Annotated in this window: 25 protein-coding genes and 1 pseudogene; 11 read left to right on the top strand and 15 right to left on the bottom strand. The window is 67.6% G+C overall.

The genetic code is table 11. From position 1 onward, the window contains the following. Positions 1 to 91 precede the first annotated feature (91 nt). On the top strand, positions 92 to 1081 hold the full coding sequence (locus AC1EJR_RS12170; RefSeq protein WP_092296203.1) for a zinc-dependent alcohol dehydrogenase family protein: 990 nt from the start codon (positions 92 to 94) through the stop codon (positions 1079 to 1081). On the opposite strand, the gene AC1EJR_RS12175 is transcribed toward AC1EJR_RS12170, so the two are convergent. After that, complete coding sequence (locus AC1EJR_RS12175; RefSeq protein WP_092295630.1) at positions 1078 to 1971, bottom strand: LysR family transcriptional regulator; 894 nt, start codon at positions 1969 to 1971, stop codon at positions 1078 to 1080. The two genes, AC1EJR_RS12170 and AC1EJR_RS12175, sit on opposite strands and share 4 nt — an antisense overlap. 106 nt (positions 1972 to 2077) lie before the next feature. Here AC1EJR_RS12175 and AC1EJR_RS12180 point away from each other — a divergent pair, with 106 nt between their 5' ends. The 3 genes from AC1EJR_RS12180 (at position 2078) to AC1EJR_RS12190 (ending at position 4499) form a co-directional block, all read left to right on the top strand. Then, on the top strand, positions 2078 to 2758 hold the full coding sequence (locus AC1EJR_RS12180) for an RraA family protein (RefSeq protein WP_092295627.1): 681 nt from the start codon (positions 2078 to 2080) through the stop codon (positions 2756 to 2758). 61 nt (positions 2759 to 2819) lie between these two features. After that, on the top strand, positions 2820 to 3833 hold the full coding sequence (locus tag AC1EJR_RS12185) for a Bug family tripartite tricarboxylate transporter substrate binding protein (RefSeq protein WP_441592605.1): 1014 nt from the start codon (positions 2820 to 2822) through the stop codon (positions 3831 to 3833). Between the two features lie 18 nt (positions 3834 to 3851). Then, on the top strand, positions 3852 to 4499 hold the full coding sequence (locus AC1EJR_RS12190) for a 4-carboxy-4-hydroxy-2-oxoadipate aldolase/oxaloacetate decarboxylase (protein WP_477147118.1): 648 nt from the start codon (positions 3852 to 3854) through the stop codon (positions 4497 to 4499). 3 nt (positions 4500 to 4502) lie between these two features. On the opposite strand, the gene AC1EJR_RS12195 is transcribed toward AC1EJR_RS12190, so the two are convergent. Next, entirely contained in the window at positions 4503 to 5312 is an 810-nt protein-coding gene (locus AC1EJR_RS12195) for an SDR family NAD(P)-dependent oxidoreductase (protein ID WP_177219938.1), read from the bottom strand. A gap of 145 nt (positions 5313 to 5457) precedes the next feature. On the opposite strand from AC1EJR_RS12195, the gene AC1EJR_RS12200 reads away from it, so the two are divergent. Further along, on the top strand, positions 5458 to 6399 hold the full coding sequence (locus tag AC1EJR_RS12200; protein WP_477147119.1) for a GlxA family transcriptional regulator: 942 nt from the start codon (positions 5458 to 5460) through the stop codon (positions 6397 to 6399). A 30-nt stretch (positions 6400 to 6429) separates the two neighbouring features. Here AC1EJR_RS12200 and AC1EJR_RS12205 read toward each other — a convergent pair. The 3 genes and pseudogenes from AC1EJR_RS12205 to AC1EJR_RS12215 all read right to left on the bottom strand — a co-directional run. Further along, positions 6430 to 7227, bottom strand: a pseudogene (locus AC1EJR_RS12205) (YoaK family protein); the annotation flags it as partial. Between the two features lie 116 nt (positions 7228 to 7343). After that, complete coding sequence (locus AC1EJR_RS12210; RefSeq protein WP_092295612.1) at positions 7344 to 7781, bottom strand: nuclear transport factor 2 family protein; 438 nt, start codon at positions 7779 to 7781, stop codon at positions 7344 to 7346. Positions 7782 to 7886: 105 nt separating this feature from the next. After that, the gene (locus AC1EJR_RS12215; protein ID WP_092295609.1) at positions 7887 to 9092 is read right to left on the bottom strand and encodes an NnrS family protein; all 1206 of its coding nucleotides are present in this window, start codon (positions 9090 to 9092) and stop codon (positions 7887 to 7889) included. 400 nt (positions 9093 to 9492) lie between these two features. On the opposite strand from AC1EJR_RS12215, the gene AC1EJR_RS12220 reads away from it, so the two are divergent. Beyond that, on the top strand, positions 9493 to 11130 hold the full coding sequence (locus tag AC1EJR_RS12220; RefSeq protein ID WP_092295606.1) for a methyl-accepting chemotaxis protein: 1638 nt from the start codon (positions 9493 to 9495) through the stop codon (positions 11128 to 11130). On the opposite strand, the gene AC1EJR_RS12225 is transcribed toward AC1EJR_RS12220, so the two are convergent. Further along, positions 11120 to 12763: a hypothetical protein gene (locus AC1EJR_RS12225; RefSeq protein ID WP_477147120.1), complete on the bottom strand. Its 1644-nt coding sequence runs from the start codon at positions 12761 to 12763 to the stop codon at positions 11120 to 11122. The two genes, AC1EJR_RS12220 and AC1EJR_RS12225, sit on opposite strands and share 11 nt — an antisense overlap. Positions 12764 to 12926: 163 nt before the next feature. Here AC1EJR_RS12225 and blaOXA point away from each other — a divergent pair, with 163 nt between their 5' ends. Next, positions 12927 to 13796 (top strand): OXA-1206 family carbapenem-hydrolyzing class D beta-lactamase, encoded by an 870-nt coding sequence (gene blaOXA, locus AC1EJR_RS12230; protein WP_441592599.1) that lies wholly within the window; start codon positions 12927 to 12929, stop codon positions 13794 to 13796. Between the two features lie 14 nt (positions 13797 to 13810). Here the strand turns inward: blaOXA and fliR are convergent, their stop codons facing one another. The 7 genes from fliR to fliL form a co-directional block, all read right to left on the bottom strand. Further along, positions 13811 to 14596: a flagellar biosynthetic protein FliR gene (fliR, locus tag AC1EJR_RS12235; RefSeq protein ID WP_092295597.1), complete on the bottom strand. Its 786-nt coding sequence runs from the start codon at positions 14594 to 14596 to the stop codon at positions 13811 to 13813. A gap of 12 nt (positions 14597 to 14608) precedes the next feature. Beyond that, positions 14609 to 14878 carry a flagellar biosynthesis protein FliQ gene (fliQ, locus tag AC1EJR_RS12240; RefSeq protein ID WP_092295594.1) on the bottom strand — a complete coding sequence of 90 codons (270 nt, stop codon included), beginning with the start codon at positions 14876 to 14878 and terminating at the stop codon, positions 14609 to 14611. A gap of 13 nt (positions 14879 to 14891) precedes the next feature. Continuing rightward, positions 14892 to 15683, bottom strand: coding sequence for a flagellar type III secretion system pore protein FliP (gene fliP, locus AC1EJR_RS12245; RefSeq protein WP_092295591.1), 792 nt, complete (start codon positions 15681 to 15683; stop codon positions 14892 to 14894). Continuing rightward, entirely contained in the window at positions 15680 to 16198 is a 519-nt protein-coding gene (gene fliO, locus AC1EJR_RS12250; RefSeq protein WP_092295588.1) for a flagellar biosynthetic protein FliO, read from the bottom strand. Before fliO ends, fliP begins: the two co-directional genes overlap by 4 nt. Then, on the bottom strand, positions 16195 to 16683 hold the full coding sequence (gene fliN, locus AC1EJR_RS12255; protein ID WP_092295585.1) for a flagellar motor switch protein FliN: 489 nt from the start codon (positions 16681 to 16683) through the stop codon (positions 16195 to 16197). The genes fliO and fliN overlap by 4 nt, the downstream gene beginning before the upstream one ends. Then, positions 16676 to 17689 (bottom strand): flagellar motor switch protein FliM, encoded by a 1014-nt coding sequence (gene fliM, locus AC1EJR_RS12260; protein ID WP_092295582.1) that lies wholly within the window; start codon positions 17687 to 17689, stop codon positions 16676 to 16678. The genes fliN and fliM overlap by 8 nt, the downstream gene beginning before the upstream one ends. 148 nt (positions 17690 to 17837) lie before the next feature. Next, on the bottom strand, positions 17838 to 18326 hold the full coding sequence (gene fliL / locus AC1EJR_RS12265) for a flagellar basal body-associated protein FliL (RefSeq protein WP_092295579.1): 489 nt from the start codon (positions 18324 to 18326) through the stop codon (positions 17838 to 17840). A gap of 494 nt (positions 18327 to 18820) precedes the next feature. Between fliL and AC1EJR_RS12270 the strand changes: the two genes are divergently transcribed. Continuing rightward, complete coding sequence (locus AC1EJR_RS12270) at positions 18821 to 21412, top strand: bifunctional aconitate hydratase 2/2-methylisocitrate dehydratase (protein ID WP_477147121.1); 2592 nt, start codon at positions 18821 to 18823, stop codon at positions 21410 to 21412. A gap of 116 nt (positions 21413 to 21528) precedes the next feature. Here the strand turns inward: AC1EJR_RS12270 and AC1EJR_RS12275 are convergent, their stop codons facing one another. After that, complete coding sequence (locus AC1EJR_RS12275; protein WP_092295573.1) at positions 21529 to 22200, bottom strand: GntR family transcriptional regulator; 672 nt, start codon at positions 22198 to 22200, stop codon at positions 21529 to 21531. Positions 22201 to 22343: 143 nt separating this feature from the next. Continuing rightward, positions 22344 to 23327, bottom strand: coding sequence for a Bug family tripartite tricarboxylate transporter substrate binding protein (locus AC1EJR_RS12280; RefSeq protein WP_477147122.1), 984 nt, complete (start codon positions 23325 to 23327; stop codon positions 22344 to 22346). Positions 23328 to 23566: 239 nt separating this feature from the next. On the opposite strand from AC1EJR_RS12280, the gene AC1EJR_RS12285 reads away from it, so the two are divergent. The 3 genes from AC1EJR_RS12285 to AC1EJR_RS12295 are packed head-to-tail and all read left to right on the top strand — an operon-like array spanning position 23567 to position 25752. Next, entirely contained in the window at positions 23567 to 24553 is a 987-nt protein-coding gene (locus tag AC1EJR_RS12285) for an NAD(P)-dependent oxidoreductase (RefSeq protein WP_477147123.1), read from the top strand. A gap of 7 nt (positions 24554 to 24560) precedes the next feature. Continuing rightward, a complete protein-coding gene (locus AC1EJR_RS12290) occupies positions 24561 to 24929 on the top strand; it encodes a RidA family protein (protein WP_092295566.1) in 369 nt (122 codons plus the stop codon). 40 nt (positions 24930 to 24969) lie between these two features. Beyond that, positions 24970 to 25752, top strand: a complete 783-nt coding sequence (locus tag AC1EJR_RS12295) for a class II aldolase/adducin family protein (protein ID WP_441644488.1) — start codon at positions 24970 to 24972, stop codon at positions 25750 to 25752. The last annotated feature ends 8 nt before the right edge of the window (positions 25753 to 25760 follow it).

Genomic DNA, 25760 nt, shown 5'->3' on the forward strand with positions numbered 1-25760 from the left:
GTTCTGGAAAACCGGCCATTTATCGCGGATGGGCGGCCTGCCATAGTGTATTCGTTCCCAATCAAGACGAATAAGGCGAGTGATGGCACCGATGACACGCGTAATCCGTTTCCACGCACATGGCGGCCCGGAGGTGCTCCGGATCGAAGACGTCGAGGTGCCGCCGCCCGCGCGCGGCGAGGTGCAGATCCGGGTCAAGGCGCTCGGGCTGAACCGGGCCGAGGCGCTGATGCGCGCGGGCATCTATATAGAAACGCCGCCGCTGCCGTCCGGGCTGGGGCTGGAGGCGGCCGGCATTGTCGCGGCGGTGGGGGAGGGGGTGCGCGAGGTGGCCGTCGGTGATGCAGTTAGCGTGATCCCGCCCATCTCGATGGCGCGCTGGCCGACCTACGGGGAGATCATTACGATGCCGGCCGCAGCGGTGGTCCGGCACCCGGCGGCGCTGGACTGGGCCCAGGCCGCCGCCCTGTGGATGCCGACCCTGACCGCCTACGGTGCGCTGATCGATATCGCCGCGCTGGGCCGGGGCGACTTCGTCGTGGTGACGGCCGCGTCGAGCAGCGTCGGCCTGGCTGCCATCCAGATCGCCAACCGGGTCGGCGCCACGCCGATTGCCGTCACGCGCCGCGCCACCAAGGGCGACGCGCTGCGGGCGCAGGGCGTCGCCCACGTCGTGGCATCGGAAGACGAGGATCTGGCCGCGCGCATCGACGCCATCACTGGCGGCCGGGGCGCGCGCGTGGTCTTCGATCCGATCGGCGGCCCGCTGTTCACGCCGCTCACCGCCGCCATGGCGCCGGGCGGCATCCTGATCGAATACGGCGGGCTGGACCCCGCGCCCACGCCGTTCCCGCTGGCCACCGTCCTCGGCAAGCGGCTGACGCTGCGCGGTTACCTCGTCCACGAGGTCATCGGCAACCCGGCGAAGCTGGCGGCGGCCAAGGCGTTCATCCTCGACGGCGTGCGTGATGGCTCGCTGGCGCCGGTCATCGCCCGCCGCTTCGCCTTCGACGACATCGTCGCCGCGCACCGCTACCTGGAGTCCAACGCCCAGTTCGGCAAGATCGTGGTGACGGTCTAGGCGGGGCGGGAGGCGGCGAGGGCGGCCACGAAGGCGTCGATCACCGGGCTCGATGTCCCGGCGCGGGTCACGGCCACCAGCGTGGCGCGCACGCGGAGATCGTCGATCGGCACGAAGGCGACGTCGGTGCGGTTCGGCGCCGCCACCGACGCGCCCACCAGCGTGAAGCCGAGCCCGGCCGCCACCAGTCCCAGCGCGGTATGGATCTCGATGGCCTCATGCCCCGGGGTGGGATGGGCACCGGCGTCGCGCAGCGCCGCCACCATATGGCTGGCGAACACGCTCTGCGGGTCCTTCGGATACTGGATCAGCGGCAGCGCGTCCAGCTCCCGCGCGGCGATGGCGCTGCGCTGTGCCAGCGGGCTCTGCAACGGCACGGCGGCCACGAAGGGGTCTTCGAACAGCGTGGTGTAGTGCAGGTCCGCCGGCCGTTCGAACTCGCCCACATAGCGCGAGATGCCCACGTCGATACGCCCGCGCCGCAGTTGCGCTGGCTGGTGCTCGGACAGCAGTTCGAGTGGATCGAGATGCACATCCGGATACTGCTCCCGAAAGCGCTGCACCGCCGCCGGCAGGATCGAGAAGATAGCCGAACGGGTAAAGCCGATGCCGAGCCAGCCGAGGTTGCCGGCGGCGATGGCGCGCGCCTCCTCGTCCAGCCGGCGCATCTGCGCGAGCAGGTCCTTGGCGCGCGGGTAGAGAAACTGGCCGGTCGCGGTCAGCGTCATCGGGCGGCGGGACCGGTCGAACACGGGCGCGCCGAGCAGCGATTCCAGCTGCCCAAGCTGCATGCTGATGGCCGTGGGCGCCACGAACAGCCGGTTGGCGGCTTCCGCCGCGCTGCCCGCATCGACCACTTCGCAGAAATAGCGTAGCTGCCGCAAGTTCATTTTTATTGAAGTCGAGTCCATTTTTCGATGTTTGATCTCGATGGGACTTTACTTGAAACTGCGTTCATCGGTAGGAAAACAGAAAAGCAGCAGGAGACGCAGCACGATGAGCGACACCCCCAATCCCACCCACACCGGCGACTGGCTGGCCCGCGCCCGCCAACTCTCGACCGCCGAGATCTCGGACGCCCTCGACTATTTCCGCCTGCCCGGCAGCGCGCTGGGCATCCAGCACATCGCCGGCCGGCCGCAGGTGTTCGGCCCGGCCTTCACCGTGGCCTTCGTGCCGGTGGACCTGGCCACGCCGGGCACGGTGGGCGACTTTCTCGATGACATTCCGCAGGGCGCCGTGGCCGTGCTCGACAACGCGGGCCGCATGGACTGCACGGTCTGGGGCGGCATCATGAGCCGGCTGGCCGCGCATCGCGGGGTGGGCGGCACGGTGATCCACGGCGTCTGCCGGGACACCGCCGAGGCCGACGCGGCCGGCTATCCGCTCTATGCGCGCGGCCGGTTCATGCGCACCGGCAAGGACCGCGTGCAGGTGCGGGCGGTGGAGCAGCCGGTGAGCCTGGGCGATGTGCGCGTGGCCAGCGGTGACTTCATCGTGGCGGACCCGGACGGCGTGGTGGTGGTGCCGCAGGCCCGCGCGCAGGAAGTGTTCGAACGCGCGCTGCGCACGCGTGACGTGGAGGACCAGATTCTCGGCGCCGCGCTGGAGGGCATGGCGCTGCGCGACGCCCGTCGCCAGTTCGGCTATCACACGCTGCAACGCGCCGGCCACTGAGCCCGGCGCCGCGAAGGGGCTCCCGGCCCCTCGCACACTATAAATAGAGATGGAGACAGACATGGCATTCCCCTCCCACCCGCGCCGGCGCGCGGCTGCCGGTTTCGTGCTGGCCGCGACCGTTATCGCAATCTTTGCCGGCGTGAATTCCACCGCCCTCGCCGCTGCCGATACCCCCGCTTACCCCTGCGCCACGCTGCGCATCGTCTCGCCCTATCCGCCGGGCGGCACGACGGACATCCTCGCGCGCATCGTCGCGCCGGGCTTGTCGAAGCGGCTGGGCGTGCCAGTCATCGTCGACAACCGGGGCGGCGCCAGCAGCAATATCGGCACCGAGTTCGTGGGCCGCGCCAAGGGCGATGGCTGCACGGCGCTGCTCGGCAACAACACCGGCATCGTCATCAATCGCACCCTGTACAAGCTCAAGCTGGACCCCACCCGCGCGCTGGCCCCGGTGGGCGAGGTGGCGTCCGTGCCGCTGGTGCTTTACGTCAACACGGCGCTGCCGGCCAATAACGTGGGGCAGTTGGTGGATCTGGTCAAGGCGTCGCCGGGCAAGTACAGCTACGCGTCCGGCGGCAGCGGCAGCCCGCAGCATCTGGCTGGCGAACTGCTGAAGCTGGAGCGCCATCTGGACCTGATCCACGTGCCGTATCGCGGACAGGGGCCGGCGCTGAGTGATGTGCTGGCGGGGCAGGTGCCGATTGCCTTCGAGACCACCACGGCGCTGGCGCCGCAGCTCAAGTCGGGCCGCGTCCGGCCGCTGGCCACTACCGGCGCCAAGCGCGCCCGCGCGCTGCCTGATCTGCCGACCATGCAGGAGGCCGGCTTCCCGGGCTTCGTGATCGAGAACTGGTACGGCCTGTTCGTGCCGGCGGAGACGCCCGCGCCGCTGGTGCAGCGCCTCAACGACGACCTCAACGCCGTGCTCGGCGAGCCGGACGTCGCCGCCAAGCTGGCCGAGATGGGCTCGGGCGATGTGCGCGGCACGCCGGCCCAGTTCCGCGCCTTTATCGGCAAGGAACTGCCGTATTGGGAATCGCTGGTCAAGCGCTCCGGCGCGACCGTTGACTGATCTTCATCGAACTTCGCCATGACCACTTCGATTACCGCCGCCCAGCGCGACCAGCTCAAGCGCCTGGGCACCGCCACGATTCACGAGGCGCAGGGCCAGCGCGGCGCCGTGGACCCACGCATCGCGCCGCTGGACCCGACCATGCGGCTGGCCGGCCCGGCGCTGACCGTGGACATCCGTCCCGGCGACAACCTGATGATCCACTACGCGCTGACCAAGGCGCGCCCGGGCGATGTACTCGTGGTGGACGCGAAAGCGTTCGTCGATGCCGGCCCGTGGGGCGATGTGCTGACCTTCGCGGCGCAGCAGATCGGCATTGCCGGACTGGTGATCGAMGGCGCGGTGCGCGATGCCTCGCAAATCGTCGAGATGGGCTTTCCGGTGTTCTGCCGGGGGCTCAGCATTCGCGGCACCAACAAGCACCAGCCGGGCAAGCTGAACCTGCCGCTGATCCTGGGCGGGGCGGCGGTGCGGCCCGGCGACATCGTGGTGGGGGACCGCGACGGCCTCGTCATCGTGGCCGCCGACGAGGTGCCCGAAGTCATCGCCGCGAGCGCGGCGCGCGAGCAGAAGGAGGCCCAGATGCGCGAGCGGCTGGCCCAKGGCGCGACCATGGTCGAGCTGCTGGGCCTGCGGGAGACGCTTGACTCGCTTGGGCTGCGATAAAAATCAGCCCGCCGTGGCGTAGCGCGGGGCCGGCGCGTTGCGGGACAGCTGGCCCATCATCGACTGGCGGGCGCTTTCATAGGCCTGCCATGTGTCGAGGGCGTGCAGCGACGGAATCGTGATCAGTTCGCCCTGGTCGAAACCAACCAGCGCCGCATCGACCATGGCCGCCGCCGGCATCACGATGTTCTGGTCGAGGTGTTCCACCGGCAGGCCGCCAATCGCCCAGAAATCGGTGGCCGTGGCGCCCGGCAGCACCGCCTGCACGCGCACGCCCTGGTCCTTCAGTTCGTGATGGAGCGACTGGCTGAGCGCCAGCACGTAGGCCTTGCTCGCCCCATAGACCCCGTTGAGAATCTCCGGCGCCACGGCCACGATCGACGCGATATTGATGATCGACCCCTGCCCGCGCGCCACGAAACCGGGCACGGCGGCGTAGGTCAGGCGCGTCAGCGCGGTCACGTTCAGGTCGACCATCCGCGTCATATTGTCCACGTCGCTCTCCAGCAGCGGCGTGTGCGTGCCGACCCCGGCGTTGTTCACCAGCAGCGTGATGCTGGCGTCCTCGCGCAGCTTGGCTTCCACCGTGGCCAGCGAGGCGCGGTCGTTCAGGTCCGCCACCAGCACTTCCACTTCGCGGCGCGTTTCGTCCGTGATGCGCGCGGCCAGCGCGTTCAGCTTCTCGCGGTTGCGTGCCACCAGGATCAGGTTGTAGCCGCGCCGTGCCAGCCGCTCGGCGTAGAGCGCGCCGATGCCGGTGGAGGCGCCCGTGATCAGGGCCGTGCCGAGGGGAGGGGTCGGGGTGATTGCCATAGTGATGCTCCTTTGAATCGGTTTGTGTCGTCGGATCGGATTCGTCGAATCCATGGATGTCATCGTAGGGTCGTTTGACGATGGCTGAAATGACGTTTATGGTACGGATTCAGGACATAGGCCACGGCGTGGCGCGGAGTGATCAATGCATCGCATCGGATTTCTGTTGATCGATGGTTTCCAGGTGATGGCGCTGGCCACGCAGAGCGTGTTCGAGTACGCCAACATGGTGGCGGGGGAGCCGTTCTATGCCATCGACAACTACTCGATAGCCGGCGGGCCGGTGCGCTCGTCGCTGGGCATGCACGTGGAGACGCGCGCCGTCGGGCCGCGCACGGCGGTGGATACGTGGATCATCGTTGGCGTGGGGGATCCGGTCGCCACGCCGACGCCGGCGGCGCATCTGGACTTCGTGCGCCGCGCAGCCCCGCGCGCCCGGCGGGCGGCGTCGATCTGCACGGGCGCCTTCGTGCTGGCCGAGGCGGGGTTGCTCGAAGGCCGGCGCGTCACCACGCACTGGGCGTACGCGCGCGCGATGCAGCAGCAGCACCCGGGCATCCACGTGGAGGACGACCGTATCTATATCGTCGATGGCCCGATCTGGACCTCGGCGGGCATGACGGCCGGGTTTGACCTCGCGCTGGCGATGGTCGAGAAGGATCTTGGCGCGGACGCGGCGCGGTCCCTCGCGCACAAGCTGGTGATGGTGCAGCGGCGCGCGGGCGGGCAGTCGCAGCACTCGGAGCTGCTGGACATGGCGCCGAAGTCAGACCGCATCCAGCGCGCCATCGACCATGCGCGCAAAAATCTGAGCCAGGCGCTGACGGTGGAGGAACTCGCGCAGTCGGTGCATCTGAGCCCGCGCCAGTTCAGCCGGATCTTTACCGCGGAGACCGGGCAGTCGCCGGCAAAGGCCATCGAAAGCCTGCGGCTGGAGGCGGCGCGGTTGATGATCGAACAGAGCCGCMACCCGCTGGACGTGGTGGCGCGCGAAACCGGCTTTCGGGACCGCCGGCATATGCGCGAGGCCTTCGTGCGCGGCTTCGGCCTCCCGCCGCAGGCGGTGCGGCGCGCGGCGCGGGCCTAGGCTGGCGGGCTGGCCGGGCGACTAACGCCGGCGGCCCCAGCGGCGGCTGCGCCGCGCCAGCCGGCGTGCGCGCAGCAGCAGGAAGAGGCGCGGTAGTAGATCGTCGAGCACAGGCACCAGCGCCACCAGCAGTAGCAGGGCCGCCAGCGGAATCGTGGCCGTGTAGCCGATGCCGTTGAACGCCAGCGCCCCCACCACGCCCCCGCCGAAGAACAGTCCCACCAGCAGGGCGAGCATGCGCAGCTTGTCGTGGTTGGCCGTCACCGGCCGCCGGTTGCCCAGTGGCGGCGCCCAGTTCCAGTAGCACAGCTTGCCTAGTTCGATACCGATGTCCGTGACCATGCCGGTGACGTGGGTGGTGCGGATCTCGGCGTTGGAAACCTTGGTGATCATCGCGTTCTGCAGGCCCATCATGAAGCACAGCAGCATCACCGTGGCTGGCACGAACAGCCACTGCTTCAGGCCCAGTTGCGCGCCCATCAGGCCAAAGCAGAGCAGCAGGGCKGCTTCCAGCACCAGCGGCAGCGCGTATTCGCTGCGCAGGCCGGTGCGCCGGGCCCAATTGATGGTGATGGCGGAACAGGCGGCGCCGAGCAGGAAGGAGAGGAAGGCGCCCAGGCCCTGGAGCAGCAGGGCGAAGTTGCCGAGCACGAGATCGTCGGCCATCGCCGAGACGATGCCGGACATATGCGAGGTGTACTGCTTGACCGCGAGGAACCCGCCGGCGTTGGCCGCGCCCGCCACGAAGCACAGGAAACCGGCTAGCTGCCGGTTCGAATAGGCAGTGCGCTGGCGCGCCGTGAGACTGCGCAGATAGGCGATAGGCATGGTCAACCTCGCGGAATCACGACCGGGAAGCCGTCATCATACGACGCGCCAAAACGAAAATGCCTCCCGAAGGAGGCATTCGAAACATAGGACGTCATATAACGTCCGGGGGCGCGTCAGGCCTTGACCGCCTGCCGCGCCAGCAGCTTCCAGGCGCCGCCCTGCTTCTGCCAGACCTGAAGCACCTTCAGGTTCACCGTGCCGGGTTTGCCGCTATCCAGCGTCTCGCCGGACAGCGTGTGGCGCACCACGGCCACATCGCCCGAGACGGACACGGTCTGGTCGGTGATGGCGATCGACACGAAATCGGACTTCTTATCGAGCAGGTCGCCGATGAAGCTGGCCTTGGTGTCGAGGCGGCCGCCCGAGTGGCCGTAGCTCAGCGTCTCGGCAACCAGTGCGGAGAGCGCGGCCTGGTCGGGATCGACCATGGCGACGCGGAGCTTTTCGGCGGTGGTGGTGACGGACTGGACGTCCGCGGACTGGGCCATGGCAGGCACGCTGGCCGATGCAAACAGCACGGCGGCGCCAAGGGCTGCGGCGAATTTGAACATCGATGTCTCCCGTTTTTTGTTGGAGGAACGGTGATGGATTGACTGGGGCATCGAAGTCACGCCCCAGTTGTCGGTCATCGTATCACGTCCATCGGGAGCCCCGCATCAGCCGTCCTTGCCGTCGATGCGCACCCGCAACAGGTAGGGGGTGTATTTGACAAGGTAGAGCAGGAAGGCCGCCACCCACAGCGCGCCGGCCCCGGCCACCGCCTGCGCCTTGAGCGCCGGCAGCCAGATCGGCAGCGCCACGCGGACCAGCGCGGACAGCACGATGCAGGCGTAGGCCAGGTGTTCCAGATGGCCGGTTTCCAGCCGCCGGCCAGTGTGGCCAAGCGCGGTGCGGGTAATCATGGCGACGATGGCGCAGCCGATCACGCCGACGGTCAGCGCGTGGAGCGCGGTGGAGCGGTCCACCCAGCCCTGCGCGGCGCCGGCAATCAGCAGGAAGCCGATCGGCAGGAAGGCATAGGCGAAGTGGAGGATGGCAACGATGGGCTTGCGCCAGGTGCGCAGCGGGTCCCAGCCGGCCAGCCGGATGCCGTGCGCCGCCGCCGCGCCKAGCGCCAGCAGCGTGGTGGCCAGCGGCGACAGCATCGAGGCATGGGCGACGATGGCGAGCAGGGTCAGCGCGATAACGGCGCGCTCGACCATCTCCACCCGGCGGATGCGCGTGCCCGGCACGCCGTTGGTGGTGAACATCGGAATCACCCGGCCGCCGATCACTGTGACGAAGACGACGACCAGCCCGGTGGCTGCGTCGGCCATCTGGAAAGCCAGCCCGAGATGGCCGCTGGCGACGGCGAGGTCGAAGGCCAGGCTCAGCGCGCCCAGCACCCCCATGGCGATGGCGAGGCCCATGTTGCGCTTGTTCTTGGCCCGGCGCAGCAGGCGGTAGAAGCTGAAGCTGCACAGCGGCAGGAACACCGCATCCACGGCGATGGCCGCCCAGGCCGGCCCGGCCCACATCAGGATGCGCGCCGCCAGCCAGGTGCCGGCCAGCGCGGCCAGCCAGGGGCCTTGGGGTGTCTGGAGGCCGGTCCAGGCCTTGCCGGCGGTGAACAGGAAGCCCACCACCACCGCCGCCGCGAAGCCGAACACCATTTCATGCGCGTGCCAGGCCATGGTGCCCATCCACGGCTGCGCGGCCGGCTGCCACCAGCCGAGGTAGAGCGCCACCCAGGCCGGCACGGCCAGTGCGCCGAAGGCGGCGGCGAGCAAATAGAACGGACGGAAGCCGAGCGCGAAGACGGGCAGGCCGCGATAGCCGGCGTCGGGACGGGAGGGGGGAGAAATCGGCAGCAGGACGGACATCGTTGCTCGCTTGAATTCACGGCCGAACGCCGCGACGAATCGATTCTATAAAATATGCATTACAAATGCAATTTTAGAATGCGACCCCGTTCCAAGCCGGATTGACGGGGGAAACCGGCGGTCCCGTCACTTCTCACGGGTTAACCATTCCCCCCTTACGGATACCCCTCCCGCAGGAGGGGTAAAGCTTTCCACGGCCTGCCGTTAGCCCACGCACTAGACAGAGCACGGCGCGTACGCGCGCCAAATCGCGAGCGCGCCCGCAAGGGCAGAGCCAGTCATATCGCGATGTGCCAGCGAGTGGGGAACGGGCTCTCAGCGATTCGGCCGTCACGCGTGCGTGTGACATGCATCCGGCATGCCTATCGGACAGGCATGCCTTCGGGAAAAGGGGATCACTGTGAGCTTTCGCAATCTTTCCATCAAGACCAAGCTCGTGGCCGGTTTTGGCACGCTGGCGCTGGTCGTGCTGCTGGTGTCGGGGCTGTCGTTGTACGCGCTGAACCGTGCCACCAGCGGCTTCAAGGCCTATGTCGATGGCCTCAACGCGCGGGCCGAGGTGGCCGCGCAACTGCGCTCCGCCGTGGACCGCCGCGCGATTGCCGCGCGCAATCTGGTGCTGGTGACCACGCAGGCGGACCTCGACGTGGAAAAGGCCGAGGTGCTGCGCGCGCATGACGATGTGGCGGCGCGCATGACCAAGCTCAGGGAGATGGTGTCCCGCGAAGGCGTCAGCGAGACCGCGCGCGGCCTCGTGGCCGGCATGGCCAGCGTGGAAGCGCGCTACGGCCCGGTGGCGACGGCCATCGTCGGCCTCGCGCTGGACAAGAAGCAGGAGGCGGCCATCGCGAAGATGAATGCGGAGTGCCGTCCGCTGCTGGCCGAGCTGGTCAAGGCCACCGACGCCTACGCCGGCTTCACGCGCGAGCGCCAGCACGAGATGGTGGCGGCGCTGGAGGCTGACTACGGCACGCAGCGCAACCTCCTGGTCGTGGTGTCGCTGGCCGCCGTGGTCTTCGGGCTGATGGGCGGCCTGCTGCTGACGCGCGCCATCACCGGCCCGATCCAGCGCGCCGTGGACGTGGCGCGCACCGTGGCGCGGGGCGAGCTGGGCATGCACATCGACGTGAATTCGGACGACGAGACTGGCCGCCTGTTGGGCGCGCTGCGCGACATGAACGACCGCCTGACCGAAACCGTGGCGCGCGTGCGTCAGGGCAGCGCCAGTATCGTCGATGCCACGGGCGAGATCGCCAACGGCAACGCGGACCTGTCCGCACGCACCGAGGAGCAGGCGGCGTCACTGGAGCAGACCGCCGCGAGCATGGAGGAGCTGACCGCCACGGTGCGCCACAACACCGAGAACGCCCGCCAGGCCAGCGAGCTGGCCCGCAACGCCGCGTCGGTGGCGCAGCAGGGCAGCGGCACGGTGGGGCGCGTGATGGACACCATGAACGGCATCAGCGCCAGTTCGGCCAAGATTGCCGATATCACCGGCATCATCGAGGGCATCGCCTTCCAGACCAACATCCTCGCGCTCAACGCGGCCGTGGAAGCGGCGCGCGCCGGGGAACAGGGGCGCGGTTTCGCGGTGGTGGCCAGCGAGGTGCGCGGGCTGGCGCAGCGCTCGTCCAGCGCGGCCAAGGAGATCAAGGCGCTGATCGAGGTCTCCGTGGCGCAGGTGAGCGAGGGCGCGGTGCTGGCCGGGGAAGCCGGCAAGACGATGGGCGAGGTGACCCAGGCGGTGGCCCGCGTGACCGGCATCGTCGACGAGATCGCCGCAGCGTCCGCCGAGCAGAACCGGGGCATCGAACAGGTCAACCAGGCCATCGTCCAGATCGATCAGGTCACGCAGCAGAACGCCACCCTCGTGCACGAGGCCGCCACGGCGTCCCGCTCGCTCGACGAACAGGGCCGCATGCTCAATGAGGCGGTGGCGTTCTTCCGGCTTCCGGGCCGGGCGGGGGATGTGGCGGGGGTGGCTGACGCTCGGCGCCGCCGCGCGCTGCCGGTTGGGGCCGTGCAGTTCAGCGGCTGAGGCTCGGGCGGCGCATGGCTTCGGCTGCCGCCGCCCGCAACTCCGGCGGGAACGCGCGCAGGCCGGCGCGGAAGAAGCCGCGCTCGGCGGGCCTGAGCGTGCCGATCTGCTGCGCCAGTCGCTCCATCGCGGTATAGGCGATGGCCGTGGCGCCCTGCTCGTGGGTGAGGTACCAGGCCGATTCCATCAGCAGGTTGGCGAGCTGGAGCGCGTTGTAGCGCACGTGGCCAGCGTCGTGCTCCTCAAGCGCGAAGGCGGCCACCGACGACCAGCGCACGAAGCCCTTGGCCGGCGCGAACGGGGCGTGGAAGGGGCGCAGGGCGTCGATGGCGGCGGCCACGGTGAGGGGGCGCTGGCTGCGGAACGCGGCCACGCTGTCGGGGGCTTCCACGTCGGCGGTGCCGCGCGCCACGCGCAGCAGGAAGATCGTGTTCCAGGCCGAGCCGCCGCCCACGCCGAAGCGGTCGCAGATCCATTCGGACAGGCCCAGCCAGCGCATGGCCTGCCGCTGCACGTCGCCGGCGGCCAGCGCGCGGCCTTCATCGACCAGCCCGTGCTGCCAGAACAGCCACAGCGACCAGCCGATATTGGCGGCGGCGTGTTGCACGGCGTCGACCGAATCGGCCTCGTAGCCGGCCTGCAGCGCGCCGGAGAACGCCTGGAGGGCGTCGCGCGCGGCGGTGGGGCGATCGACCTTGCCGGGTTTGGCCTTGGGATCGTCCGGCCGCAKCGCCAGGCTCTTGCGCACCAGTGCGCCCAGGTTCAGCGTCTCGAAGCGGACGCGCGGGTTGTAGCGCACCACCGGGCGTAGCTCGGCATCGGCGTTGAGGCGCGCTAGCTCGCCCTGCGCGGTGTCCAGGTCGCCGCGCGCGTAGTGCTCCCACGCGCGCACTACGTGGCCCATCGCCGCAAAGGTGGGCAGGGCCGCGCTGACGCCGCCCCGCGCGACGACGCGGTGGAAGCGGCGCAGCGCCGCGCGGCTCTGGTCGAGGCGGTCGCTGCGGCGCCACGCCAGGCTCTCCTTGAGCAGCGACAGCGCCTGCTGGAAGTCATCCGCCGCGCTGCGCTGGGCGGCGCGGAACAACTCGGCCACGCCGGCATCGACCGTGCCCGGCACGCCGTCCTGCGCGCCGCGCATGGCCTGGGTGAGGTGGCTCCAGAACGCCATGTCGCGCATCACGTAGCCGAGGCCATCGTCGGCGGCGGGCAGCGCCGCATCGGCGCCATCGGTGCTATCGGCGGCGGACTGGCCCAGCCAGCGCGCCACGGCGGTGGCGCCCAGCGCCTTGCCGCCGGCTGCGAAGCGCAGGCGCCGTGCGCTGGCGGGCGGCATCCAGAACGGGMCCCGGCTGCGTCGGGCCGGGCGCAGATGGTCGATGGGCGCCGAGGTGTCGCCGCCCCAGCCCACCGGCACCCCCCAGCGCGCGAAATCGGCAAACGCGCGCGACACCATCATCCGCACATCGGCAGCCTCCGCAAAGCGCGCGCGCACGGCGGCGGCAGGCAGGTCTTCATGGTCGCGGGCGGTGGCCAGCCAGATGCGCGCCAGCAGCCAGACGGACTGGTAGCGCGCGGGCCGGCCGTTCACGCGGTAGGGCGCGGACAGGTCGATATGGACGAGCGGGGCGGGCATGGGGGCGGGGGCGATTGGGGCGATTGGGGGCCCCGCCATGTTACGCGTGTTACAGCCGGCCGGGTTGGCGCCCCGGCGATCAGCGCCTATGCTCCGCACCACGATCCGGGCCTGGATTGTCATCCCATGACATTTCGATCCTCCCCTCAGAAAGGTGCAGAACATGCCAAACAGATTGCCCAGTCTTGCCCGCCGTCTTTGCCTCGCCTCGCTGTCCGCCGCGCTGATGCTGGCCGCGCCGGTCCACGCGCAGACCGCCAAGGAAGCCCCCAAGGAAGCCCCGCTCAACCTCAAGCCGCTCTTCGATGCCGCCGGCACGCAGGGCACGATGCTGATCTACGACGTGCGCGCCGCCCGCCTGTACGCCTACAACCCGCAGCGTGCCCGTGAGGCCTACTCGCCGGCCTCGACGTTCAAGATCTTCAATTCCCTGATCGGGCTGGAGACCGGCGCCGTGGCTGACGTGGACAACGACAAGATCCCCTGGGACGGCAAGGTCTGGACCCACCACGGCAAGCCGATCCTGCCGGCCGTGTGCAATGGCGATGTGTCGCTGCGGCTGGCGTTGAAGAACTCGTGCGTGCCGGCCTATCAGGCGCTGGCGCGGCGCGTGGGAACGGCGCAGTACCGCCGCTTCCTCGGCGCGGCCCACTTCGGCAATGCGGATGTGAGCGGCCCGGTGGACATGTTCTGGCTCAACAACCACCTGAAGATCACCACCTACCAGCAGATCGACTTCATGCGGGCCGTGGTGGCGCGCACGCTGCCGGGCATCTCGGCGCGCAGCTACGACGCGCTGGATGACATCCTGACCATCGAGCAGACCCCGGCGTACACGCTGCGGGCCAAGACCGGCTGGTCCGCGCGGGATGGTGTCGATGTGGGCTGGTGGGTCGGCTCGCTCACGCGCGGCGAGGACCGCTACGTGTTCGCCATGAACATGGACATGCCGAAGATGGATCAGGGGCCGAAGCGGCTCGAGATTGGCCGCGCCGCGCTGCAGCAGGCTGGCGCGCTGCCGCAGGCGAACTAGTCGGCTTGGGCGCCCTAGGGCGCCAGCTGGTCGAGGACGGCGCCCATGGTGGCCAGGCCGGCCTCGACCATGTGCTGCATGTAGGCGCCCATCTGCGGCATGACCAGGGTCATCACCAGCATGCCACCGAGGAGCGTCACGGGGAAGCCCACCGCGAAGATCGAGAGCTGCGGCGAGGCGCGGTTCAGAATCCCCATCGCCAGGTTCAGCGTGAGCAGCGTGGCGATCATCGGCAGCGAGAGCAGCGTGCCGGCCGAGAACACCATCGACCCGGCCTTGGCCACCGTGCCCCAGCCGTGGCCGGAGAGCGGCGTGGCGGCGATGGGCACCGCGCCAAAGCTGTCCACCAGCACGGCCAGCATCATCAGGTGGCCGTCCAGGACGATGAACAGCAGCATCGCCACGATGTTCAGGAAACGCGACAGCACCATGGTCTGCCCGCCCGACGAGCGGTCGTAGAACGAGGCGAACGAGAGACCCATCTGCAGGCCGATCACCTCGCCGGCGGTCTGCACCGCCGCGAAGACCAGCCGCATGGTGAAGCCCATGGCCACGCCGATGCCGACCTCGTTGAGGATGATCAGGAAGCCGTCGAAGGAATAGACCGTGGCGCTCGGGATATTGCCGAGCGTAGGCGAGACGATGACCGACAGCGCACCGGCCAGCAGGACCTTGGCGCGGCGCGGAATCGTCGATTCACTGAACAGCGGCGCGGTGGCGATCAGCCCGAGCAGGCGGAACATCGGCCACAGGAAGGCGGCGATCCAGCCGTAGAGCTGGGCCGTGGAGACGTCGATCACGGCAGGCGGGCGTCAGTGCGCCAGCGCGGGAATGCCCTGGAACACCTCGCGCATGTAGTCGACGAAGGTGTTGATCATCCACGGGCCAACCAGCACCATCGTCACGAACAGTGCAATCAGCTTGGGGATGAACGTCAGGGTCATTTCGTTGATCTGGGTGGCGGCCTGGAACAGGCTCACCACCAGACCGGCCGCCAGCGCCACCAGCAGCAGCGGGGCGGACAGCATCAGCGTCATCTTCATCGCCTGCGTGGCGATGGTCATGACTGTTTCGGGCGTCATGGCAGGCTCCTTGTCAGGTCATGAAGCTCTGCGCCAGGGAGCCCAGCAGCAGTTGCCAGCCATCCACGAGCACGAACAGCATCAGCTTGAATGGCAATGAAATCGTCGCCGGCGGCACCATCATCATGCCCATCGCCATCAGCACGCTGGCCACGACCAGGTCGATGATCAGGAAAGGGATGAAGATCGTGAAGCCGATCTGGAACGCGGTCTTCAGCTCGCTGGTGACGAACGCCGGCACCAGCACCGAGAACGGCACGTCTTCCGGGCCGTTCATCTCGGGCGTCTTGGCCATCTGGGCGAACATCGCCAGGTCCTTCTCGCGGGTCTGGCGCAGCATGAACGTGCGCATCGGCACGGCGGCGCGGGACGCGGCGGTCTCCAGGCTGATCTTGTTTTCCGAGAGCGGCTTGTAGGCGTCCGTGTACACGCGGTCGAACACCGGGGACATGACGAAGAAGGTCAGGAACAGCGACAGGCCCACCAGCACCTGGTTCGGTGGCGAGGAGGCCGTGCCCAGCGCGCTGCGCAGCAGGCCCAGCACGATGACGATGCGGGTGAAGCCCGTCATCATCAGCATGGCAGCCGGCAGAAACGACAGCGAGGTCAGCAGGACCAGCGTCTGGATCGAGAGCGACCAGGTCTGGCCACCGCCGGCGGCCGGCTTGCTGGTCACGCCCGGCAGCGCCTGGGCCAGGGCCGATTCGGGCAGGGCCGACAGCGCCAGCCCGACCGCTACCGGCAGCAGCGCGACCCAGGCCCCGCGGGCGGAATGCCGCCCGATGGCGGCACGCAACGTGTTCATTTCTTGAGGTTTTCCTGCATCGCGCGCATCAGGCGCTCGCCAAAGCCGCCCTGCAAGGGCTGCGGCGCGGTGGTGCCGGCCGGGACCATGGCATCCGGCTGGGCCGGGAGGGTGTGGAGCGGACGAATCTCGCCGGCGGAAACACCCAGCACGAGCCAGGTATCGCCAACTTCGACCATGACCACCTTCTGGCGCGCGCCCAGCATCAGGCTGCCCACGACTTTCATCGTGGCGCCGCCGCTGCCGTGGCGCACCAGGCCCACGCGGCGCGCGAGCCAGGCCATGCCGAGGATCAGGGCGATGACGGCAAACAGGCCGAGCCCGGCCTGCGCGAGGCTGGCCCCGCCACTGATCACCGGCGCGGACTGCGCCACCGGGGCAGCCGGTGCACTGGCTGCCTGGGCGGTACTCAATACAACATCTGCAGCCTGCGCACCGGCCGTGGCCAGACCCGTGAGGATCAGGCCCGCGGCAAAGCGTCCGGCAGACCGCAGCCGGCGCGACACGGCTGTCATTTGTTCAGCTTCCGGATACGTTCGGACGGCGTGATGATGTCCGTCAGGCGGATGCCGAACTTGTCGTTCACGACCACCACCTCGCCCTGGGCGATCAGGTAGCCGTTGACCAGCACGTCCATCGGTTCGCCAGCCAGGCCGTCGAGTTCCACCACCGAGCCCTGCGCCAGTTGCAGCAGGTTCTTGATGGGTACCTTGGTGCGGCCCAGTTCCACGGTCAGCTGCACCGGGATATCGAGAATCATCCCGATATCGTTGTGGAAGCCGGCCGGCGCTTCCTGCGCCAGCGGCGGGAACACCGTGGAGGCTGCCGGGGTGGCGGTAGCCATGGCCTGCGAAGGCGCCGCCGTAGCGGGTGCCGTAGCGGAGGGGGTCGTGGCGGCCGGGGCGGCAGCCGGTGCCGGCTCGGCGCTGGTCTGCTCCGCCAGGGCGCTGGCCCAGTCGTCCATCGGATCGACCGGCTTGTCCTGAGTGCCGTCAGTCATGATCGGTTTCCTTGTTGGAATCGCTGTCTTGGTAATTGATCATTCGCTCCACGCGCAGCGCGTACTGGCCGTTCATGGTGCCGAAGCCGCATTGCATGACGGGCACGCCGTCCACCTTGCCGAAGAGCTTCTCGGGCAGGTCGATCGGCAGCACGTCGCCGGCACGCAGGGCCAGTACCTCGGCCACGGTGCTCTGGAGGTGCGTGAATTCGGCCACCAGTTCCACTTCGGCGGCACGCAGCTGGGTGGAGAGCTGGCCGAGCCAGCGCTTGTCCACCTCGACCTCGTCCTGCAGCGGGTTCATCAGCAGATCCCGCAGCGGTTCGATCATCGAGAAGGGAATGCAGATATGCAGTTGCCCGCCCACGGCGCCCAGTTCGATATGGAACGCGGTGGTCACCACGGCGTCGTTGGCGCCGGCGATGTTGGCAAACTTGGTGTGCATCTCCGAGCGGACATAGTCGAACTCGATGGGATGCACGGTGCGCCAGGCCTGGCCGTAGCTGTTCAGCGTCAGGTCCAGCATGCGGCGGATGATGCGTTGCTCGGTCTGCGTGAAGTCGCGGCCTTCCACACGGGTGTGGAAGCGGCCATCGCCGCCGAACAGGTTGTCCACCACCAGGAACACGAGGTTCGGGTCGTACACGAACAGCGCGGTGCCCCGCAGCGGCTTCATGTGGACCAGGTTCAGGTTGGTCGGCACCGGCAGGTTGCGCACGAAATCGCCGTATTTTTCGATCCTTACCGAACCGACCGAGATGTCGGCGCCGCGGCGGATGAAGTTGAACAGCGCCGTGCGCAGCGCCCGCGCGAAGCGCTCGTTGATGATTTCGAGCGTGTGCAGGCGGCCACGGATGATCCGTTCCTGGGTAGCCAGGTTGTACGGCCGCACCCCGCCTTCATCAATAGCGGGCGCGCTGCTGGCTGCGGGCGCATCGGATTCGCCCGATACGCCTTTCAGTAGCTCGTCTACCTCGTCCTGCGAGAGGAACTTGTCGTAGGCCATCTAGTGTCCTGCCCCGTGAACAGCTGTAAGGATGAAACGGTCCATGGCCGGCTTCAGTCGGCGCGCCAGGCGCGTCGGCAGGAAGGAAGGTCGGCGGACAGTTTCATGTCGGTTATGCAGTTGGGTTCGGGAGCAGGGCGCCAGGGGCTTACTGCACCACGAACGATGTAAACAAGACATCCAGGATCTTCTGGGGCGGCAGGCCGGGCGCGAACGGCTGGCTGATGGCAGCCTGCACGTCCTGGGCCAGCTTGCGCTTGCCCTCCACCGTGGCCAGGTCCGCCGGCTGGCGGGCCGAAAGCAGCAGCAGGATGCGGCTGCGCGCTTCCGGCTGGTACTGGGCCAGACGGCCCTGGGTGTCGGCGTCCGCCACCTTGAGCGACAGGCCGGTGTGCAGGAAGCGATCACCGTCCTCGCCCTTCAGGTTCACCGTGAACGCGTCAAGCGGCACGAAGATCGGCGCGGGGATTACGGGTGCTGCCGGCGCCGCTGCCTGGCGATTACCGCCGAGCACGCTGCCGAGCACGAAGCCGCCAACGCCCAGCACCACCACCAGCACGCCGCCGCCAATCAGCAGCAGTCGACCGCGCTTGCTTGAATTGCCGCCAGTCTGGGAGGGGGAAAGCGTGTTCGCCATGAGATGCCTGTGTCGGAATGCCTGCCATTCTTCCCGAATCGCAGGCAAGCAAAGGGCCGATAAAAAGGGGGAAACCCACTCAGCTTGGCCGTTTGAGCTGGGCGGGCATCGGACGCGGAGGCGCATGGGCGCGCCATTAGCGCCTGCACCATGGTTAACGAATGGGCGCGCCGGAACTTAAGACGCACGTCTTGCATGACGTGTGAATGTGATCGATGAATATCTTAAAAGGCCGGCGCCGCGGCCCGGCTCGCGTGGCTGCCGGCAGGGCGGGTGGCGACCTCCGGACACCTTTCATGTCAGTTCCGCGAGTCTTATGTGCCGCCAACCGTTGTGGAGCCGCGGGTGTTGCGATTTAAGTCTTATATAAGATATAAGACATTTGATCTGGGCCGGACTTCGGATTACAATCACGCGGCAACCAGCGGTGTGCTGTGCCGCTGGACCCACAGAGACAAAGCTGTACGTTACAACCCTATTACCAGCAGGTTCCCATGCTTGATATCTATCGCGCCCATGTTGCCGAACGCGCCGCGCTTGGCATTCCCCCTCTGCCGCTGACCGCCAAGCAGACCGCCGAGCTGATCGAACTGATCAAGAACCCGCCGGCGGGCGAGGAACAGACCCTGCTGGACCTGATCACCTACCGTGTGCCGGCCGGCGTGGACGACGCCGCCAAGGTCAAGGCTTCCTACCTGGCCGCCGTGGCCCTGGGTTCGGAGAAGACCGCGCTGATTTCGCGCGCCCGCGCCACCGAACTGCTGGGCACCATGCTCGGCGGCTACAACATCTCCCCGCTGATCGAGCTGCTCGACGACGCCGAAGTCGGCGCCGTGGCCGGCAACGCGCTGAAGACCACGCTGCTGATGTTCGACGCCTTCCACGATGTGAAGGAAAAGGCCGACAAGGGCAACGCCAACGCCAAGTCCGTGCTGCAAAGCTGGGCCGACGCCGAGTGGTTCACGAACCGTCCGGAAGTGCCGGCGTCGATGACCATCACCGTGTTCAAGGTGCCGGGCGAGACCAACACCGACGACCTGTCGCCGGCCCCCGACGCCACCACGCGCCCGGACATCCCGATGCACGCGCTGGCCATGCTGAAGAACAAGCGTGAAGGCACCGCGTTCGAGCCCGAGGAAGACGGCAAGCGCGGCCCGGTGAAGTTCATCGAGTCGCTGAAGGAGAAGGGCAACCTCGTGGCCTACGTGGGCGACGTGGTCGGCACGGGCTCCAGCCGCAAGTCGGCCACCAACTCGGTGCTGTGGTTCACCGGCGAAGACATCCMCTACGTGCCGAACAAGCGCTTCGGCGGCGTGTGCCTGGGCAGCAAGATCGCCCCGATCTTCTACAACACGATGGAAGACGCCGGCGCGCTGCCGATCGAACTCGACGTGTCGCAGATGGACACCGGCGACGTGGTCGAACTGCGCCCGTACGAAGGCAAGGCGCTCAAGAACGGCGCCGTGATCGCCGAATTCAAGGTCAAGTCGGACGTGCTGTTCGATGAAGTGCGCGCCGGCGGCCGGATTCCGCTGATCGTCGGCCGTGGCCTGACCGCCAAGGCCCGCGAGGCACTGGGCCTGGCCCCGTCCACGCTGTTCCGCCTGCCGCAGAACCCGGCCGATACCGGCAAGGGTTACACGCTGGCCCAGAAGATGGTTGGCCGCGCCTGCGGCCTGACCGACGGCACGGGCATCCGCCCGGGCACGTACTGCGAACCGAAGATGACCTCGGTGGGCTCGCAGGACACCACCGGCCCGATGACGCGCGACGAGCTGAAGGACCTGGCCTGCCTGGGCTTCTCGGCCGATCTGGTGATGCAGTCGTTCTGCCACACCGCCGCCTATCCGAAGCCCGTGGACGTGAAGACGCACCACACGCTGCCCCAGTTCATCAGCACGCGCGGCGGTATCTCGCTGCGCCCGGGCGACGGTGTGATCCACTCGTGGCTCAACCGCATGCTGCTGCCGGATACCGTGGGTACCGGCGGTGACTCGCACACCCGTTTCCCGATCGGCATCAGCTTCCCGKCCGGCTCCGGTCTGGTGGCGTTTGCCGCTGCCACCGGCGTGATGCCGCTGGACATGCCGGAATCGGTGCTGGTCCGCTTCAAGGGCAAGATGCAGCCCGGCGTCACGCTGCGCGACCTGGTCAACGCGATTCCGCTGTACGCGATCAAGTCGGGCCTGCTGACCGTGGCCAAGCAAGGCAAGAAGAACATCTTCTCGGGCCGTATCCTGGAAATCGAAGGTCTGCCCGAACTGAAGGTGGAACAGGCTTTCGAGCTGTCCGACGCCTCCKCCGAGCGTTCGGCCGCCGGTTGCACGGTGCGCCTGAACAAGGAACCGATCATCGAGTACATCAACAGCAACATCACGCTGCTGAAGTGGATGATCGCCGAGGGCTACCAGGACCCGCGCAGCCTGCAGCGCCGTATCAAGGCCATGGAAGCGTGGCTGGCCGATCCGAAGCTGCTGGAGCCGGACGCTGACGCCGAGTACGCCGCCGTGATCGAGATCGATCTGGCCGACGTGCATGAGCCGATCGTCGCCTGCCCGAACGACCCGGACGACGTGAAGACGCTGGGCGACGTGGCCGGCGCCAAGATCGACGAAGTGTTCATCGGCTCGTGCATGACGAACATCGGTCACTTCCGCGCAGCCTCGAAGCTGCTGGAAGGCAAGCGCGACATCCCCGTGAAGCTGTGGGTGGCCCCGCCGACCAAGATGGACCAGAAGCAGCTGACCGAGGAAGGCCACTACGGCGTGTTCGGCACGGCCGGTGCGCGCACCGAAATGCCGGGCTGCTCGCTGTGCATGGGTAACCAGGCACAGGTGCGCGAAGGCGCCACGGTGATGTCCACCAGCACGCGTAACTTCCCGAACCGTCTGGGCAAGAACACCAACGTGTACCTGGGCTCGGCCGAACTGGCMGCCATCTGCTCGCGCCTTGGCCGTATCCCGAACAAGGAAGAGTACATGGCCGACATGGGCGTGCTGACCGCCAACAGCGACAAGATCTACCAGTACATGAACTTCGACCAGATCGAAGACTTCAAGGAAGTGGCCGATACCGTGAACGTGTAAGCGTTTCCGGGCACAGCCGGCCCTGCCGTTCGCGGCAGGGCATCGAACCCCGCGTTGCCGATGGCATCGCGGGGTTTTTTCTTTGGGGGAAGGCGGGAGGTAGGGCGGGCCGGCCGTCAGCCCATGTAGATCTGCGCCAGCCCTTCCTTCAGGGCGGTCGCGATCTGGTCGTGGCGGCGGTCGATATGGCGGGTGAGGATGGGGATGCAGCGCTCGGGGTCGCGCGCCTTGAGGCCCAGCAGGATCTCGCGGTGGTCGTTCTGGCTGACGCGGCGGTCGCAGCGCTCCATGTCGATCCAGCGCACGAAGCGGATGCGCGCGTTGATGTTCTTCAGCACCCGCAGCATCTCCAGGTTGCCGGACATCGCCATCAGGCCTTCATGGAAGGTCTCGTCGAGCTTCACGAGTTCCTCCACCGTACGGTCGCCCGGCTCCGGGCCGGTGTTCTCCAGGAAGGACAGCAGGGCGTCGATGTCCTCTTCCTTGGCACGCACGATGGCCAGCCGCAGCGCCTCGGTTTCCACCACCTTGCGCAGCTCGTAGAGGGAAAACACTTCCTGGGCATCCAGATCGCGGCAGAAGAAGCCCTTGCCCGGCGAGAAGCGCAGCAGCCCTTCGGTCGTCAGGCGGGTCAGCGCCTCGCGCAGCGGGGTGCGGCTGACGCCCAGCGCACTGGCCAGCACGCCTTCGTTGAGCCGTTCGCCGGGTTTGAAGTCATAGCCCACGCTCATTTGCTTGAGCTTGTCATAGACCTGCTCGACGATGCTGTCACTTGCCACGGTTGCCACGGTATTGAGTCCTGTCTTCGGTCATCAGCCTTTCGCCGGTGCTGGCGAAAGGCTGGAATATACCTGAATTCGATTCTGTGCACGGCGGTGTATACACCTCGCGGCAACCGGCACGCCGCCATGCGAATCGGTCTATATCAGCGTCAATCGATATGGGCGCCGGAATCCTTGACGATTTTGGCCCAGGTTTTCATATCGGCAAGCTGCGTGCGCTTGAACGCGGCCGGGCCGCCATCGGCGATGGGCTGGATCGCCTGGCTCACCAGCCATTGGCGGAAGCTCTCCGTGCCGATGGCCTTGAGCACGGCCTGCGACATCCGGGTCTGGATGTCCGCCGGCAACTCGGCCGGGCCGAACAGGCCGTACCAGGTGGTGCTTTCGAAGCCGGGCAGGCTGCACGCCTCGGCGACGGTCGGCACATTCGGCAGCACACTCACGCGCTGCGACGAAGTGACCGCTAACGCACGCACCTTGCCAGACTGGATGGCGCCCAGGCTCGGCGAACTCTGGTTGAAGAAGAAATCGACCTCGCCCGAGAGCAGCGCGGTCATGGCCGGCCCCTGGCCCTTGTACGGGATATGCACGTAGCTGGTCTTCGAGGCCGTGGCGAACTGCGTGCCGGCCAGATGGCCGGAGGCGCCGTTGCCGGTTKAGGCGTAGTTCAGCGTGCCCGGCGCCTTCTTCGCGGCGGCGATCAGATCCTGGCAGGTCTTGATCTCCGGATGCTTCTCGGGATTCACGAGCAGGATATTCGGCAGCGTGCCCAATAATGCAATGCGCGAGAAATCATTCACCACGTCAAATGACAGTTTCGAATATAGCGCGGGATTAATCGCGTGCGTGCCGGCCGTGCCGAGCAGGAAAGTATAACCATCCGGCTTGGCCTGCGCGACGAGACTCGACGCGATATTTCCGCCCGCACCGGGGCGATTATCGGAGATAAACGAGACGCCGAATTCCTTGTTCAGCTCCACGCCAAGCCGGCGCGCGTAGATGTCGGTGGCGGCGCCCCCGGGGAAGCCGCTGACGATGGCAATCGTGTTGTTAGGCCACGACTTGGTGTCCTGGGACGAGGCGGGGCTGGCCAGCCCCATCAACGTGACAGCAAGCAGAGAGGCGGGAAGCAAGGCAAATCGCGGGGCAAGTCGGCGCATCGTCATGGGAACGCTCCAAGGGCAGGGTGGTGGGGGCAACGTGCGGGCCGGGTGGCTCCCGGCCCTGCACTCCGTCCTGTATACAGACTTTAATTATTGATCTGTATTCTGTAAAGCGTTATGCTGCGCTTCACCGTTGCGGCCTCATCGATCCCCGTTTTGGTTCATCGGCACCGTAATGGTTCACCCCTATTTATTGCCGAGTAAAAACAATGACTTCTTCTCTTTCCGCTACGCCTGCGCGCCCCGCCGCCCATAATCCCGCGTCCGATGCTGGTGCATGGCGCGCCGTCTTCGTCGATGCCAATCCCACACTGTCGGAAGTGGCTTCCCGCCTGCACCGGGCCGATGACCTGCCGCTGACGATCAACCGCCAGCCCGAGATCAAGCCCGAGCAACTGCCCGCGACGCTGGCCGGCGCGCCGATCGCGATCATCGACCACACTCATCTGCCGACCGAGATCGCCCGCCAGTGCACCGGCCTCAAGCACGTGGTGTTTCTGGGCACCGGCCCGCGCAGCTATATGAACCCGGAGGAGTTGGCCGAGATCGGCATCACGGTGCACACCATCAAGGGCTACGGGGATACCGCCGTGGCCGAGTGCGCCTTCGCGCTGATGTGGGCGGCCGCGCGCAACTTCGCGCGCATGGACCGCGAGATGCGCGCCGGCAACTGGCTGCGCTCGGACGCCGTGCAGCTGACCGGCAAGACGCTCGGGCTGGTCGGGTTTGGCGGCATCGCCCAGGAACTGGCGCGGCTGGCGCGGGGTATCGGCATGCGCGTGCTGGCCTGGAACCGCACGCCGAAGACGCACGAGGGCGTGGAATTCGTCGATCTGGACACGCTGCTGGCGCAGAGCGACGTGGTGTCGCTGCACCTGCTGCTGACCGACGAGACGCGCGGCCTGATCACGGCGGAACGCATCCAGTCGATGCGCGACGGCGCGATCCTGGTCAACACGGCGCGCGGCGCGCTGGTGGATGAAGACGCCATGATCGCGGCGCTGCGCAGCGGCAAGCTGGCGCACGCCGGGCTGGACGTGTTMACGGTGGAGCCGATGCCCGCCGGCCACGTGCTGACCACGCTGCCCAACGTCACGTTGTCCGCCCATTCGGCTTTCCGCACACCGGAGGCCAATAACAACCTGATCGGCGCCGCGCTGGAGCACTGCCGCCGCATCGTCAAGACCCACGCCTGAGCCCGCCATGTCCACATCTTCCGCATCGCCCATCGTCCGTCTGGACCAGAACCACCGCCGCAGCCGGGCCGTCATCGCCAACGGCATGGTCTTTTTGGCCGGCCAGGTGGCTGACGACAAGTCCGGCGATATCGCCAGCCAGGCCCGCGAGGCGCTGGCCAAGGTAGACGCCCTGCTGGCCGAGGCCGGCACCGACCGCCGCCGCGCGCTGACCGCCCAGATCTGGCTGGCCGACATGGCCGACTTCGACGGCTTCAACGCGGTCTGGGACGCCTGGGTGGCCCCCGGCGAAACGCCCACGCGCTGCTGCGGCAAGGTCGAACTGGCCGACCCGGCCTACCGCGTGGAGATCGTCATCACTGCCTTGCTCGCCTGATTTCCGTCGACTTCCGCCGATTTCCCCAGAGGACGCCACCATGATTTCCACCACGGACCCGCACCGCAACCGCAAGCCGCGCAACATCAGCGAGGAAGAATGGGCGGTGCGCGTGCAACTGGCCGCCGCCTACCGGCTGGCCGCGAAGTACCAGCTCACCGACCTGATCTACACCCACATCTCCGTGCGCGTGCCGGGCACGCAGGACCAGTTCCTGATCAATCCGCACGGCTGGTTTTTCGATGAGATCACGGCGTCGTGCCTCGTGAAGATCGATACCGAAGGCCGGCCGATCGGCGATAGCCGCTTCGAGGTCAACGCCGCCGGCTTCACGATCCACAGCGCCCTGCACCAGAGCCGCCACGACGTGGAGTGCGTGGTCCATCTGCACACGGACGCCGGCATGGCCGTCGCCGCGCTGGAATGCGGCCTGCTGCCGCTGAACCAGATCAGCATGCAGTTTTACAACCGCGTGAACTACCACGACTACGAAGGTATTTCGCTGGATCTGGACGAGCGCTCGCGCATCGTGAAATCGATGCAGGACGCCAACTACCTGATCCTGCGCAACCACGGCCTGCTGACCACCGGCCGCTCGGTGGCGGAGGCGTTCACGCGCATGTTCTACCTGAATCGCGCCTGCGAGATCCAGGTGCAGACGCTGTCGATGGGCCAGAAGGTCACCCTGCCGTCGCCCGAGGTCTGCGAGCACGCCGCCAAGCAGCACGACGACTACGCCTACCTCGACACGGTGCACCTGGACCGCGAGTGGACGGCGCTGCTGCGCCTGCTGGATCGCGATGGCGGGGACTATCGCTGCTGAGGCACCCC

The sequence above is a fragment of the Cupriavidus sp. 05T42 genome, assembly GCF_056396345.1.

Excerpts from the sequence above, each read along its gene's own strand:
- AC1EJR_RS12170 (WP_092296203.1), top strand. The coding sequence starts at position 92 with ATGACACGCGTAATCCGTTTCCACGCACATGGCGGCCCGGAGGTGCTC.
- AC1EJR_RS12175 (WP_092295630.1), bottom strand. The coding sequence starts at position 1,971 with ATGAACTTGCGGCAGCTACGCTATTTCTGCGAAGTGGTCGATGCGGGC.
- AC1EJR_RS12180 (WP_092295627.1), top strand. The coding sequence starts at position 2,078 with ATGAGCGACACCCCCAATCCCACCCACACCGGCGACTGGCTGGCCCGC.
- AC1EJR_RS12185 (WP_441592605.1), top strand. The coding sequence starts at position 2,820 with ATGGCATTCCCCTCCCACCCGCGCCGGCGCGCGGCTGCCGGTTTCGTG.
- AC1EJR_RS12195 (WP_177219938.1), bottom strand. The coding sequence starts at position 5,312 with ATGGCAATCACCCCGACCCCTCCCCTCGGCACGGCCCTGATCACGGGC.
- AC1EJR_RS12210 (WP_092295612.1), bottom strand. The coding sequence starts at position 7,781 with ATGTTCAAATTCGCCGCAGCCCTTGGCGCCGCCGTGCTGTTTGCATCG.
- blaOXA (WP_441592599.1), top strand. The coding sequence starts at position 12,927 with ATGCCAAACAGATTGCCCAGTCTTGCCCGCCGTCTTTGCCTCGCCTCG.
- fliQ (WP_092295594.1), bottom strand. The coding sequence starts at position 14,878 with ATGACGCCCGAAACAGTCATGACCATCGCCACGCAGGCGATGAAGATG.
- fliP (WP_092295591.1), bottom strand. The coding sequence starts at position 15,683 with ATGAACACGTTGCGTGCCGCCATCGGGCGGCATTCCGCCCGCGGGGCC.
- fliO (WP_092295588.1), bottom strand. The coding sequence starts at position 16,198 with ATGACAGCCGTGTCGCGCCGGCTGCGGTCTGCCGGACGCTTTGCCGCG.
- fliN (WP_092295585.1), bottom strand. The coding sequence starts at position 16,683 with ATGACTGACGGCACTCAGGACAAGCCGGTCGATCCGATGGACGACTGG.
- fliM (WP_092295582.1), bottom strand. The coding sequence starts at position 17,689 with ATGGCCTACGACAAGTTCCTCTCGCAGGACGAGGTAGACGAGCTACTG.
- fliL (WP_092295579.1), bottom strand. The coding sequence starts at position 18,326 with ATGGCGAACACGCTTTCCCCCTCCCAGACTGGCGGCAATTCAAGCAAG.
- AC1EJR_RS12290 (WP_092295566.1), top strand. The coding sequence starts at position 24,561 with ATGTCCACATCTTCCGCATCGCCCATCGTCCGTCTGGACCAGAACCAC.
- AC1EJR_RS12295 (WP_441644488.1), top strand. The coding sequence starts at position 24,970 with ATGATTTCCACCACGGACCCGCACCGCAACCGCAAGCCGCGCAACATC.